8 protein-coding genes and 1 tRNA gene are annotated in these 13,889 nt (G+C 62.4%); 2 read left to right on the plus strand and 7 right to left on the minus strand.

What is annotated here, in order from left to right; all coding sequences use genetic code 11:
* Positions 1 to 36 precede the first annotated feature (36 nt).
* Entirely contained in the window at positions 37 to 1,884 is a 1,848-nt protein-coding gene (locus tag QZ647_RS07915) for an AAA family ATPase (RefSeq protein WP_291271639.1), read from the plus strand.
* 8 nt (positions 1,885 to 1,892) lie between these two features.
* Positions 1,893 to 2,270: a hypothetical protein gene (locus QZ647_RS07920; RefSeq protein ID WP_291271640.1), complete on the plus strand. Its 378-nt coding sequence runs from the start codon at positions 1,893 to 1,895 to the stop codon at positions 2,268 to 2,270.
* Positions 2,271 to 2,290: 20 nt separating this feature from the next.
* Here QZ647_RS07920 and QZ647_RS07925 read toward each other — a convergent pair whose 3' ends face one another.
* The 7 genes from QZ647_RS07925 to QZ647_RS07955 all read right to left on the minus strand — a co-directional run bounded on the left by QZ647_RS07925 (position 2,291) and on the right by QZ647_RS07955 (position 13,870).
* Positions 2,291 to 2,566 (minus strand): hypothetical protein, encoded by a 276-nt coding sequence (locus QZ647_RS07925; RefSeq protein ID WP_291271641.1) that lies wholly within the window; start codon positions 2,564 to 2,566, stop codon positions 2,291 to 2,293.
* 1,050 nt (positions 2,567 to 3,616) lie between these two features.
* Positions 3,617 to 5,929: an EcoAI/FtnUII family type I restriction enzme subunit R gene (hsdR, locus tag QZ647_RS07930; protein ID WP_291271642.1), complete on the minus strand. Its 2,313-nt coding sequence runs from the start codon at positions 5,927 to 5,929 to the stop codon at positions 3,617 to 3,619.
* Positions 5,930 to 5,942: 13 nt separating this feature from the next.
* On the minus strand, positions 5,943 to 7,145 hold the full coding sequence (locus tag QZ647_RS07935; RefSeq protein ID WP_291271643.1) for a restriction endonuclease subunit S: 1,203 nt from the start codon (positions 7,143 to 7,145) through the stop codon (positions 5,943 to 5,945).
* Positions 7,142 to 8,599, minus strand: a complete 1,458-nt coding sequence (locus QZ647_RS07940; protein ID WP_291271644.1) for an N-6 DNA methylase — start codon at positions 8,597 to 8,599, stop codon at positions 7,142 to 7,144. The genes QZ647_RS07935 and QZ647_RS07940 overlap by 4 nt, the downstream gene beginning before the upstream one ends.
* Positions 8,600 to 9,411: 812 nt before the next feature.
* Positions 9,412 to 9,487: transfer RNA gene (locus tag QZ647_RS07945), tRNA-Thr, on the minus strand.
* A 40-nt stretch (positions 9,488 to 9,527) separates the two neighbouring features.
* Positions 9,528 to 11,687, minus strand: coding sequence for a prolyl oligopeptidase family serine peptidase (locus tag QZ647_RS07950; protein WP_291271645.1), 2,160 nt, complete (start codon positions 11,685 to 11,687; stop codon positions 9,528 to 9,530).
* Between the two features lie 71 nt (positions 11,688 to 11,758).
* A complete protein-coding gene (locus QZ647_RS07955) occupies positions 11,759 to 13,870 on the minus strand; it encodes a prolyl oligopeptidase family serine peptidase (RefSeq protein WP_291271646.1) in 2,112 nt (703 codons plus the stop codon).
* Between the last annotated feature and the right edge of the window lie 19 nt (positions 13,871 to 13,889).

Genomic DNA, 13,889 nt, shown 5'->3' on the forward strand with positions numbered 1-13,889 from the left:
CGCCCGGCCACTCTATGGCAGATCCCAGATGGAACGATGGCATGGCAGCTCAAGGCGGCCCCTGCCCCGCGTGCCATCTACAACCTGCACAAACTGGCCAAAAACTCGAAGGCCCCCGTCCTGGTTGTCGAGGGTGAGAAGGCCGCCGATGCCGCATCCAAGCATTTTCCCGATTGGGTCGTCACCACCAGTGGGAGCGCCACCAGCGCAACGGCCGCGAACTGGAGCCCGCTGGCGGGCCGTAGGGTGGCCATCTGGCCCGATGCCGACGATCCGGGCCGCAAGTATGCAGAAGAGGTCCACCAGGCCCTCCAGGCCCTGGGAGTGGCCAGCGCGGGCATCGTGGCACTTCCCGATGGTCTGCCGGAGAAGTGGGACTTGGCAGACCTGGAGACCAGCCCGGTTCCTGATCTGGATGCAGAGGCGGCGCTCGCCCTTATCGAAGAGGCCGCCAGAGAGAGGTGCATGGCCAGGGAACACCCCACGCTCCCCCTACCCTCTGCCAATGGCGGAGGTGCTGGACCATGGATCGTGGGAGATGTTCGACGCATGCTGACCGAATCCCCTCCCCCGGTTCGGTGGCTGGTGGAGGGCCTCATCCCCGGTGGCGTGCCGGGTGTTCTGGCGGCGAGGGCCGGGGCCGGGAAGTCCATGACTGCCCTGTCCATCGGCATGGGCCTCGCCTCCGGTCTGGGTGTGATGGGGCGGCCCGTGAGCATGGAGGAAGCCCGTGGCGTCCTCTTCGTGGGCCTTGAGGATGACGAGGCGGAGTTCCATAGGCGGTTAGCCCGGGGCCTTGAGCTCCTGAAAGAAGATCCGGAGTGGACACAGGGCCGTGAGGGTGGCTTGCTCCGGCGGTTGCGCCCTCTGTTCCCGAACCGCACCTCTGGTGAATCCCTCTACCTTGAGGACCAGTGGCGGAACCTGGCAGACATGGCCAGTGCGATCCCCGGCGGCTGCGGACTCATCATTCTGGACACCCTGGCGCGGATGGCCGATGGAGACGAAAACAAAGCCTCAGACATCCGCCCATTCAATGAGGCCGTCTCGGCTCTGGCCCAGGCGACCGGGGCCGCCGTGCTGTCCATTCACCATGTCGGCAAGGGGAACGACGCGCCTTCAGACAAGAAACTCTGGCAACGGCTCCACCCGGAGGCCTTGCGAGGATCCAGCGCGGTGGAGGCTGCGGCCAGGTTCATCATCCAAATGGCCGCCCTGTCGCCCTCAGAGGCCCAGGCCACGGGCCTGGAAGTGGACCGGGCACTTAGGGGCGGGTATGTTGCCCTGCACTTATCCAAGATGAGTGCCTCGGAGAAGGGCGACACCATCCTGCTTGAGCGCAGGCAGGCGGACGAACCCGGAGCGGGGTTCCTCGGCTTGCACCCTGATTCCGAACGGATCCTGACCTTGATCCAGGGGGCCTCCGCCGTCCTCAAACTGACCAAGCGGGACGAGGTATTGCTGGCCATCGCGGAAGCCGGGGGACTGGGGGGCCTGGACCCCAAGGTGGCGGCCCCGTTCATCTGGCCAGACTCAGGGAACCCCAGGGGACAGTGGGACAAATCCCTGCACGCCCTCCGCAAGGCCGGACTCTTGGGGGAGATTCGCCTCACAGACCTTGGCCTGGCCAAGGTGGAGACGCTGGGTTCTGGATCTCCCTTCCCTTCCGGTTCCCTAGGGGGATGGAAGGGAAGGAAGATCACCCCCAACCCGGGCGAATCGTCTTCCGGGCGGAAGATCGAGGATGGCCACATCGAGTCAGAAGGCCCGAAAGCATTGGATCTTCCGGGCGGAAGATGGGGGGCGGAAGAAGCGGAAGATCCGACCTCCTTGGTGGCCGGGGCGATCTTCCACCCGGAAGATGCCCGAGAGGTCGCCTTGTGAGCCGGGTCATGGCCTCCCAAGTCTTTCTCCTGGCCCGGGCGGATGTGAGGTGGAGGGGGGACGGCGAACGCATCTACGGGTCTCCAGCCGAGGCCCTGGACCCGTCTGGGTTGAACATGGCCCGCGACCTCAAATCCGAGCTGATCGCCCTGCTGGGCATAACGGAGGAGCAGAGGGGGACCATCCTGCGTCGGGACCCCAAGGTGGATCTGGAGGGCCTGGCCCGCTACCGCCAATGCCTGGAGATTTGGGAGGAATTTACCCGGCAGGAGCAGGCCATCCTCCAGGGGCGGGCCTTGGGCTTGGTGAATCTGAAGAACCTCGCAGTCATCCGAAGGTTCAGCGGCGGTTTGGTGGGAGCCTGTTGGCAGGAATACAGGGAATGACCCACTCTGCCGGGCAGTCGTCAGTCCTCCTTGGGGAGAGTAGTGGAACCCGACTGCGGCGACGGAGTGTTCTCCGCCTGTGCGAGCCTGGAACCCTTCTCCATCTCGGCCTGGAGCCAGGCTTCCATCCCGTCCTCGACTTCCTGCATCGGATTCGGCAGGTCGGCCCCACCCGAACTCGCGTCGGGCGCGGTCGTGGACTTCGCGCTGGATCGCTGGGTAGACGCGATCAACGGTCCTTCGAAGAACATCGGGTCGTTCGCCGGAACCGATCCTTTCCAGGTGATCTTGCCCATAGCTGTAATCTCCGTCCGATGTGAAACCTTTTGCCTCGTCCTACTTGGGTTGCCCGGTCTTCGGGTCCAGGTAGCACTCGGGGCGCAGCTTCCCCTCAGCGAACAGCTTGGCCATTCGCGCCTTCACCCGCTCGTTTGCCCGGTTGGATCGCTCCACGGCTGAGTTCTCACTGTCTCCAGTAGGCTTCGGCGGCATCTGGGTTTGCGGCGTTTTGGGCATAGCGGCCTCCTTGGCTGGAATCAAATTCATTCCCGTCTCTTTGCTTTGCCGCGTGAATGGACAACGGATGCTTACCCGTGGGTTGGGCATCCTCCCCTTCATCCCTAACTCTGCCCCGGCAGGGTAAAGGCTCATCTTCATTTTCCATTTTACTCTTATTTACTGTGCGGCACTACAGACTTCGCCCCGCCACCCAAGAGTCAAAGAGTGGCGTGCAGACTAACTTTCCAAGCCCTACCATACGGGCATGAAGAAGTGCGTCTGGTGCTACGGCAGGCCCGTCATGGAGGAGGGGTTCCACCACTGCTACCCCTGCCTCCTGGAACTGTCCGAGCGCAACGCCCGATGGTTTGCCTGCGACACCGGGGGACGGTGCCTGGAGTGTCGGAAGCGGCCCCGTGTGGAGGGGAAGTCCAGGTGCAGGCGATGCCTCGGCATGAAGGCAGACAACATGGCCCGCAGGCGATCAGAACTGGCCCAGGAAGGCCGCTGCACCGAATGTGCAACCCACCTCACCCCCGAAGAATCCCGGCGCAATCACGGCCTAAAGCTGAAGGTCTGCGAGGCCTGCCGAGCGAAGAAGAAGGGTTGGCAGAGGGACGCGGCAGAGCGTCGGAGGCACGGCTGGGTTCCGATCCACCGGGCCTGGCATAGGCGGCCCAAGCATGGGCCAATGAGGGTCACCCATCGGGGGGCATGGGTGCCCGCAAGGGCCTTGATGCCATCCAAGGATGTGCGGGGGCGGGTTTATCTCACTCTGGCGAAGCAGCTCGGGGGCGATGTCTAAGAGGCCCAGGTCCCACTACCGCTCGGGGTGACTCGAAAATGCCCTACCCCACCGACTCGTACAAGAATCGCTGGAATCCCGAAAACGCATCCCGGATCTCCTCCACGCTGCCCAGGTCAGCCACGGCATCTGAAATAGCGTCGTGATACTTCAGCCTGAGCAGGGGCGAGAGCTTCTCCTGGTCGAGTTCGTCCACGCCCTGCTTCACATACTGGGCCAGGACGAACTCCAGGAAGGCCCGCTGCTTGTCGGAGTAGCTGTCGTGGATGAGGACCTTGGCCTGGTCGGCACGGGCCTCACGGGTTCGGGGGCTCAGGGCGAAGGCGACATAGGCCAGCACATCGAACAGGTCGCTGTTCTCGGCCTCGATGATCCGCTGCATCTCGGTCATGGTGTCCCGGCCATAGCCCTGGTCCGAAAGTCCAGTCAGGAGGGCCTTCCGGGTATCAGGCTTGCTCCAGATGGCCCTCAGTTCGGCCTCGTTCTTGAAGAAGGCTGGCAGGGCCCCGAACAGATTCTCCAGGAACTGCGCCGCCGACATGGGCCGCCCGTCCGCGCTCCAGAAGGTGGTGGACAGCATGTGCTGGATGGTCCGTTCCTTCCCATCCGCAAGCTTGATGCGGGTCTTTTGCTTCCGCTCAGGCTCCTCCCCCTCGGGCTTGGGATCGGGGGCAGCCCGTTCCACCTGCCGCGATGGGCCTTTCCCGTCTTCTGTTTCAAGCTCCTCCGGCTCCCCGTCCCACTCGGGATCGTTGAAGTGGTGGTGGGCCTGCACGAAGTCGTAGATGGTGAAGTAATCCTTGCCCTCGAAGAGCCGCGTGCCTCGCCCGATGATCTGCTTGAACTCGATCATGGAGTTCACAGGGCGCATGAGGACGATGTTGCGGACATTCCGCGCATCCACCCCGGTCGATAGCTTCTGGGAGGTGGTCAGGATGGTGGGGATGGTCTTTTCGTTGTCCTGGAAGTCGCGCAGGTACTGCTCGCCCAGGGCCCCATCGTTGGCCGTGACCCGGACGCAGTAGAGGGGGTTGGTGCTGCGGCTCACCTGGTTGATGAGATCGCGCACCGCCAGCGCGTGGGGTTGGCTGGCGCAGAACACCAAGGTCTTCTCATCCTGGTGGATCAGGTCCATGAAGAGCCGCACCCGATAGTCTTCGCGCTCCTTGATCTCGATGATCCGGTTGAAGTCCGACTCGGTGTAGCGCTTCCCTTCTTCGGCCACCCCTTCCAGCAGGATGTCGTCCGGCGTGTAGACATATTCGTCCAGCGTGGTGCTGATCTGCTTCACTTTGAAGGGCGTGAGGAAGCCATCGTTGATGCCTTCCTTCAGCGAATAGGCGAACACCGGCTCCCCGAAGTAGGCGTAGGTGTCCACATTGTCCGTGCGCTTGGGTGTAGCCGTGAGGCCCAGCTTCACCGCCGGGGCGAAGTAGTCGAGGATGCTCCGCCAGGTACTCTCGTCCTTGGCCCCGCCCCTGTGGCATTCGTCGATCACGATGAAGTCGAAGAAGTCGGGCGGATACTCCCCGAAGTAGGGCGTGTCACCGGGGCCGCTCATGAAGGTCTGGAAGATGGTGAAGAAGATGCTGCCGTTCTTTGGGACCTTGCCCTTCTTGCGGATCTCATCGGGGGCGATGCGGACCAGCGCGTCCTCCGGGAAGGCCGAGAAGGCGTTGTAGGCTTGGTTCGCCAGGATGTTCCGGTCCGCCAGGAAGAGGATGCGGGGGCGCCGGGTGGGTTCCCCGCTAAGGCTCCACCGGCTCTGGAAGAGCTTCCAGGCGATCTGGAAGGCGATGAAGGTCTTGCCCGTGCCGGTGGCCAGGTTGAGCAGGAGGCGGTCCTTCCCGGCTGCGATGGCTTCCAGGGCCCGCTCGATCGCGATGTCCTGGTAGTAGCGGCCCGGGTGGGAGCCGCCCTTGTCCTCAAAGGGCACGGCGGCGAAGCGGTCCCGCCAGGCATTCGCTTCGGCATAGGTCCAGTCCCAGAGTTCATCAGGGCTGGGGAAGGCGGGCACATCCCCTTCCTGCCCCAGGGCCATGTCCATGCCGTAGATTGCCTGGCCGTTGGTGGCGTAGGTGAAGCGGACCGCCAGCTTGGCGGCGTAGCTCTTGGCCTGGCCCACGCCCTCGGTGTAGGGCTTGTCCCAGGCCTTGGCCTCCACCACGGCCAACTTGGTGTTGCGGTAGACCAGCACATAGTCCGCGATCTCAGCCTTGGCCCGCTGGCCGCCGCCCTGAAGCCGCCCCTGGGTGATCCCGTATTCCCGCAGGATGCGGCTGCCCTCGACCACGCCCCACCCCGCCGCCTTCAGCGCGGGGTCGATGTGCTCAGCTCGGGTTTCGGCTTCGTTCACGGTCTTCGCCCTGTCACAGGTCGCCGTTGAAGGCGCGGTGAAGGAGGGACTGCTTAAGCTCATCCAGGGCTTCTAGCTTCTGAGAGTAGTTACTAGCCAGCTTATCGCATTCATCTTGTAATGCCTGGATGGCTTCCGCTATCTCCAATTGCGTCGCGACCTTTGTTGGGTAAGACACAATCACATCGCCAATTTTGGAGGGAGAAGTGTGTCGGACCTTTACCCCAGAGCCACTTGCGTGAACGGCCGCACGAAGTCCTTTGGTGTTGAAGACATGGAAGAAGAACTCGTTACACCAGGGAACACCTGGATTCCCATTAACAAGCCCCAATCGCTGGTTGTGTAAAAACCTATCAGACGCTGGAACCAGGATAGGGCTGCCCAGCAGGCCAGCGGCCTGTTCTGTCATCGCAATGAGAAGATCGCCTTTGGACAAGATGAAACCATCAGGGACCTCACCAATGTAATACTTCTGCTTCTCACCCCTATCTCGGTAGCCACCAGCCTCGATAAAATTGCCTGGAGTAAGCAAGACATACCTTCCCTCGGACCTGAAGTGCTCCCCTTGGAATGCGAATCCATGTTTGATGCTGCAAAGCTCCGAGAGCGGGGCTGAACGCCATCCTGATTTATTCCCGGACAGCTTGGACTCTCGTTCGCTCTCGAACACCTCATATGCGTTCTGAAGGTTCTTCTCGGCGTTGGCCTTGGCGGTGTCAATGCCCTCGAAAGCTATGTTTAGGATGGTGACGATACGCTGCTGCTCCGAGAATGGTGGGATAGGAAGCTGAAGTGCCTTGATGAATGGGACTTTCACCCCTTGTACCGTGGCTCCGGTTCCCTCCCCAACAATCAGGTGCGCCACTCGCTTGAACCAGTAGTAGAGAAACCGGGTAGAAATTTTGGTCGGGTCATTCGGAATGATTCCACGCAGGTCCTGATTTATCGCAGTGTCCTGCTTAATAATGCAGACCTTCCCCAGGCCAACCCTGGTTGCGATCACCACATTCCCGCTTGGGATTATGTTTGCGGCACTATTCCTAACGGCTTCCTCGGTGATGCTTCGTTCTGTTTCTGTGACGATGTCCGATCGCAGATCCCGCACTGTGGCCCATGGAATCTGCCCCTCGTAATATCTGGCGATTGAAATTGAGGGTGTCCCGCCTCCAACGACTTGGCAGACATCTCCCAAATTCTTCATAGGCCATGGGCTCATGACAACAAACCCCGGATGGTCGCCAGGACCTCGGCGCTCTCTGCATCTAGGGCCGCGATCTCATCGAGGATGTCCTCGGGACTCCGAAGGGTGACTTCCTCGCCACCATTGGGGTTCTTCACCGATAGATCGAATGTGACCTGGTCGAGGGTGTTCATGGGCACGGACCAGGACTTGGGTGAGTCTGCGCGGGTCTTCTGCAAGGCCAGAAACTCAACCAGGTCTTCGTCGTTCAGGGGGTTGGTTTTCCCCATGTTCCGCCCCGGCCGAAGCTGGTAGTACCAGACCTTCTGGGTGGGCGCGCCCTTCTCGAAGAACAACACCACAGTCTTCACGCCCGCGCCCTGGAAGGTGCCGCCAGGGCAGTCTAGGATCGTATGGAGGTTGCACTCCTCCAGCAGCTTCTTCCGCAGGGACACGGAGGCGTTGTCCGTGTTGCTGAGGAAGGTGTTCTTAATGACGATGCCCGCCCGGCCCCCGGCCTTCAGGCTCTTGATGAAGTGCTGGAGGAACAGGTAGGCCGTCTCGCCCGTCCGGATGGGGAAGTTCTGCTGGACCTCCTGGCGCTCCTTCCCCCCGAAGGGCGGATTGGCCAGCACAATGTCGTAGCGGTCCTTCTCCTGGATGTCGGCAAGGTTCTCGGCCAGGGTGTTCGTGTGGATGATGTTTGGGGCCTCGATGCCGTGCAGGATCATGTTCATGATCCCGATGACATAGGCCAGGCTCTTCTTCTCCTTGCCGTAGAAAGTGCGCTTCTGGAGGGTGGTCAGATCCGCCGTGGTGAGCCCATGCTTCTTCTTCAGGAATTCGAAGGACTCGCAGAGGAAGCCCGCGGACCCCAAAGCCGGATCGTAGATGCGCTCCCCGATCTTCGGCTGCACAACCTGGATGATGGCCCGGATTAGCGACCGAGGCGTGTAGTACTCGCCACCGTTGCGCCCGGCATTGCCCATGTTTTTGATCTTCGCCTCGTAGAGGTGGGAGAGTTCGTGCTTCTCCTTCTGAGAGTGGAACCGCAGCTCATCCACCAGATCGATGACCTCGCGCAGGTTGTAGCCGCTATGAATGCGGTTCTTGATCTCACCGAAGATCTCTCCGATCTTGTATTCCGTGGTGTTCGGCCCGCTAGCCTTCTGCTTGAAGGCGTGCAGGTAGGGGAAGAGTTTCAGGTTCACGAAGTCGCGCAGGTCGTCGCCGGTCAGGGCGGCGTTGTGATCCAGCTTTCCGTCCTTGCCCTTCGGTGCCGCCCAAGTCCCCCAGCGGTAGGGCTTGTCGAGGATGAAGGCGTAGGACTTCCCCTCCAGGGCCGCTTCCGTGGCCTTGTCCTGCTCCAAGGCATCGAGATACTTCAGAAACAGCAGCCAAGAGGACTGCTCGGTGTAGTCCAACTCGCTGGTGCACCCCGCGTCCTTGCGCAGGATGTCGTCGATGTTCTTGAAGGTCTGCTCAAACATGGGGCGGGTCACTCCAGGGGCGGAAGCGAGATGTAGCAAGGCGCTGAGTGCATCCGGCGGTAAGAAGAAGCTACCAGGGGCGGAATTGATTGGGCGCTTGGTCAGGGTATCGATTGTTACTGGTTCCCTCGATCACATCGTGCCCATCCACCCTCCATGCACGCATGACCAGGGTGCTTCGTGATGGGCCGGTTCTCTGAACCCTCCTTGATCGACATGTTGAAAAATGCCGTGGAGGACGCGAGAGGCAAGAGCCCGGATTCTTTTCAGAGCCGCGATGAAAGAGGGCTGGATTGTTGACCCCACCCCCCGGGGGGCCTTGGACCCTGCCCCCGGGGGGTCGCAGGCGGGCGTTCCTGAGCCTCTTCTTGCCCCTGCCTAGCCATTCATGGTGGTTCGCTCTGTGAGCGTATAATTCCCCCGTTGGGGCTCTCATGATGGACACAGACCAGAGCACGAACCGGGAAACATATCAGGGCATGAAACCCGATACGGGTTTTCCCTGGGCAATCTTCCTGGTCTTCGGGTTCCCAGTCTGTATCTTCGCCATCCAACTTCTGTCGATGATTCTAGGTGGTCCCTTGGCTGCGGTGGCGGTCATCGCGAGCCTGGTCTATTTATGGCGGTCCACCCGCTAGGCTCCGCCCCAATGGCCCCGCTTCTCAAGTGGTGGCGACCCTGCGGGGTCAGTGGCCATCAAGAATAAAGGTTCGAGACCGGCAAGGAACATTCGATTCTGGCCACCAGCGCTCGCTATACGCTCGCTTTCAGAACAAAGGCCACCAGCGACGGTGGCCTAAGTGTTGTATTGATGGAGCCAACTACAGGATTCGAACCTGCGACCTGCTGATTACGAATCAGCTGCTCTACCAGCTGAGCTAAGTTGGCGCTGGCCTCTCAGTTTGCCCTGGGAGGCCGTGGGAATCAACTACTGGCCGAAGCCGGCGGGCAGCTTCATGCCCAGGTTCTTGACGAGGAAGGCCCACTGGTCGGCGCGTTCAGCGATCTGCTTGGCGGTGGGCTTGCCGGCGCCGTGGCCCGCGTTCGTCTCGATGCGGGTGAGCACAGGGGCCGGGCCAGCCTGATCGGCCTGCAGGGTGGCGATGAACTTGTGGCTGTGGGCAGGCACCACGCGGTCGTCATGGTCGCCGGTGGTCACCAGGGTGGGTGGGTATTTCACGCCGGGCTTCAAGTTGTGCAGCGGGGAATATTTGATGAGGTTGGCGAAGCCCTCGGGGGTGTCGCTGGACATGTAGTCGCTCTTCCACATCCACCCGATGGTGAAGGTGTGGTACCGCAGCATGTCCATGACGCCCACAGCGGGCAGGCAGGCGCCGAAGAGGTCCGGGCGCTGGGTCATGCAGGCGCCCACCAGCAGGCCGCCATTGGAGCCGCCGTGGATGGCGAGCTTGGGCGTGCTGGTGTATTTCTCCTTGATGAGCCACTCGCCCGCGGCGATGAAGTCGTCGAAGACATTCTGTTTCGTCTCCCGCCGGCCCGCTTCCCACCAGGTCTTCCCGTATTCGCTGCCGCCCCGCAGGCAGGCCACGGCATAGACGCCGCCCATCTCCATCCAGACTTGGGCCACGGGCGAGTAGTTGGGGGACTGGGCGATGTTGAAGCCGCCGTAGGCGTAGAGCAGCGTGGGGTTGGTGCCATCCGGCTTCAGCCCCTTCTTGTGGGCCAGGAACATCGGCACCTTCGTCCCGTCCTTGCTGGGGTAGAAGACCTCCTTGACCTCGAAGTCCGTGGGCTTGATGTCCACCTTGGGCTGGCGGAACACGGTGCTCGTCCCCGTCTTCAGGTCGTAGCGGTAGAGGGTGGGCGGCTGGTTGTACGAAGTGAAGGTGTAGAAGGTCTCGGTATCCTGGCGGCGGCCGTTGAAACCGCTGAGGTTGCCCAGGCCGCCGGCCTTGATCTCCTTGAGGAAGCGACCCTTCAGGTCATAGAGCTTCACGATGTTGAGGGCATCGATCTTCCAGGTGACGGCGAAGGTGTTGCCGAAGAGATCCGCCGCCGCGAGGACATCCCGCCCCTTCCCTTCCGGAATGAGGTCCTTCCAGGCCTTCGGCTGCGGATCCTTGAGGTCCACGGCCACGATGCGGTGGCGCGGAGCGCCGGCATCGGTATGCACATAGAAGGTGTCGCCGTCGTTGCCCAGGATGGCGTAGGCGCCATCGTACTGGTTGAACAGGGGAACGACAGGACTGCCGGCCTTCCGGAGATCCTTCAGGAAGACGCGATTCTTCCGCTCGGTGCCCTGGCGCTGGGAGATCACCAGCCAGTGGCCATCGTCGGTCACGGCAGCGCCGAAACCCCAGTCGGGCTGATCGGGGCGCTCGTAAACCACCGCATCCTTCTCGATGGGATCACCCAGCTTGTGGAAGAACAGCTTCTGATTCTTGTAGACGGCGGTGAGGGCCTTCCCCGCCTCCACCTTCGGGTAGTCGGTGTAGTAGAAGCCGCTGCCATCCTTCGCCCAGGCATTCACGCCCAGGCGCCCGGCCGGGAAGGCATCCGGCAGGTCTTCGCCCGTGGCCACCTTGCGCACCTTCCAGGTGCTCACATCAGAGCCGCCCTTGGACAGGCTGTAGGCCACGAAGGCGCCATCCTCGCTGAAGCGCATGCCCCCGAGGGACACGGTGCCGTCCTTGCTCAGGGCGTTGGGATCGAAGAACACCCGACCCTTCTCCTCGAGGCGTTCCGTAAGGTAGACGACGGCCTGGTTCTGGAGTCCCGAGTTGTAGGAATAGATGTAGTACTTTCCGTGCTTGCTGGGTGCGCCGTACTTCTCGTAGTTCCAGAGGTGCGTCATCCGGGTTTCGATGGCCTTCCGCTCCGGAATCTGCGCGAGGTAGGCCTGGGTCACCTTGTTCTGGGCCTCCACCCAGGCGGCGGTCTCGGCGGAGTGATCATCCTCCAGCCAGCGGTAGGGATCGGCCACCTTGGTGCCATGGTAGTCATCCACCACATCGCCCTTGCGGGTGGCGGGATAGGCCAGTGGCGCCTGAGACGGGGGCATCTGACCCACCAGGGCCGTGGCGGCGAGGGCCAGCAGCAGGCAGGTTCGGGGCAGGGATCGCGGCATGGGAAGGCCTCCTGAAGGGCATGGGGGGATGCCCTTCAGAATACCTCGTAACACAAGGTTGGAACAGCCCTTCAGGGCTTCATGCCCAGGTTCTTCACGAGGAAGGCATAGACATCGGCCCGCTCGGCGATGGCCTTGGCGGTGGGCTTGCCGGCCCCGTGGCCCGCACTCGTCTCGATGCGGGTGAGGATGGGCGCCGGACCCGCCTGGGCCGCCTGGAGGGTGGCCGTGAACTTGTGGCTGTGGGCGGGCACCACCCGGTCATCGTGGTCGCCGGTGGTGACGAGGGTCGGCGGATACTTCACGCCCGGCTTGATGGTGTGCAGGGGCGAATATTTCATGAGGGTGTCGAAGCCCTCCTTCGTCTCGCTGCTGCCGTAGTCGCTCTTCCAGCCCCAGCCCAGGGTGAACTTGTGGAAGCGCAGCATGTCCATGACGCCGACCTCAGGCACGGCCGCGCCGAAGAGGTCGGGGCGCTGGGTCAGGCAGGCACCCACCAGCAGGCCGCCGTTGCTGCCGCCGTTGATGGCCAATTTCGGCGTGGAGGTGATCTTGTGGGCGATGAGCCACTCAGCGGCCGCGATGAAATCGTCGAAGACATTCTGCTTCTTGTCCTTCCTTCCGGCGTCGTACCACTCCAGGCCGTACTCGCCGCCGCCGCGCAGGTTGGGCATGGCAAAGACTCCGCCCATCTCCAGCCAGACCATCCGGGACACGGAGAACCCGGGCGTGAGCGAGATGTTGAATCCGCCATAGCCGTAGAGCAGCGTGGGGTTCTGGCCGTCGAGCTTGAGCCCCTTCTTGTGCACCAGGAACATGGGGATCTTCGTGCCGTCCTTGCTGGAGTAGAAGACCTGCTTCACCTCGAAGTCCGCGGGTTTGAAGGCCACCTTCGGCGTGCGGAAGACGGAGCTCTTTCCCGTCTTCAGATCCAGACGGTAGATGGTTCCGGGATAGGCGAAGCTGCCGAAGGTGTAGAAGGTCTCGGCATCTTCGCGGCGTCCGCCAAATCCGCCCGCCGTGCCCAGCGCCGGCAGGGCCAGGGTGCCTGTCTTCTTGCCCTTGAGGTCGTAGAACTCCACGGCGGAATGGGCATCCCGCATCCAGGTGGCGACGAAGCGGCCCCCCACCAGCGACACGGATTCCAGCACATCTTTGCCCTTGGCCTGGGGAATGATCTCGGCCCAGGCGGCCGGATCGGCGTGCCCCTTGCGGATGGCCACCAGGCGGTTGCGCGGCGCGCCCTGGTTGGTGGTCACGAAGAAGCGGTCGCCCTCGTTGTCCACCACGCCGTAGGACGCGTCCATGCGGTCCAGGAAGGGCTCCACGGGGCTGCCGGGCCGGGACAGATCCTTGAGGAACACGCTGGTTTCAGGGTTCGTGCCCTTGCTGCCGTAGATGACCAGCCAGCGGCCATCCTCCGTCACGGACCCACCCAGGTACCACTCAGGCTGGTCGGGGCGCTGGTAGATGAGGACATCCTCGCTCTGGGGCGTGCCCAGCTTGTGGAAGCAGAGCATGTGGTTGTTGTTGACGCCGGTGAGCGCCCCGCCCTCCTTGGGGGCCTCGTAGCGGCTGTAGAAGAAGCCGCTGCCATCCTTCAGCCAGGAGGCCCCGCTGGCCTTGGACCAGCGGATCTCATCGGCCAGATCCTGGCCCGTGGCCACATCGCGGACTTTCCAGGTCTGCCAGTCGGAGCCGGCGACGGAGATGGAGTACGCCATGAGTCGGCCATCCTCCGTGAAGCTCGCGCCGCTGAGGGCCACGGTGCCGTCCTTGCTCAGGGCGTTGGGATCGAGCAGCACCCGGCCCTTGGCCTTGGGATCCTCGGTGACGAACAGGACGGACTGGTTCTGGAGCCCGGTGTTGTAGGAGTAGAAATACCGCTTGCCGCGCTTGAAGGGCGCGCTGAACTTCTCGAAGTCCCAAAGGCGGGTGATGCGCTCCTGGATCTTCGCCCGCGCGGGGATCTGCTCCAGGTAGCCGAAGGTCACCTTGTTCTGAGCCTCCACCCAGGCCTTGGTTTCGGCGCTGTTGTCATCCTCAAGCCAGCGGTAGGGATCGGCCACTTTCGTGCCGAAGAAATCCTCCACAACTTCGGCCTTTCGGGTGGCCGGATAGGTCAGGGGAGTCTGGGCGGACAGGGCGGTGGTGATGGCGAGGGCCATGGGAAGAATCCTCATGCGACGAGCCTCCGAGCGG

The organism is Geothrix sp. (genome assembly GCF_020622065.1).
Lineage (GTDB): Bacteria > Acidobacteriota > Holophagae > Holophagales > Holophagaceae > Geothrix.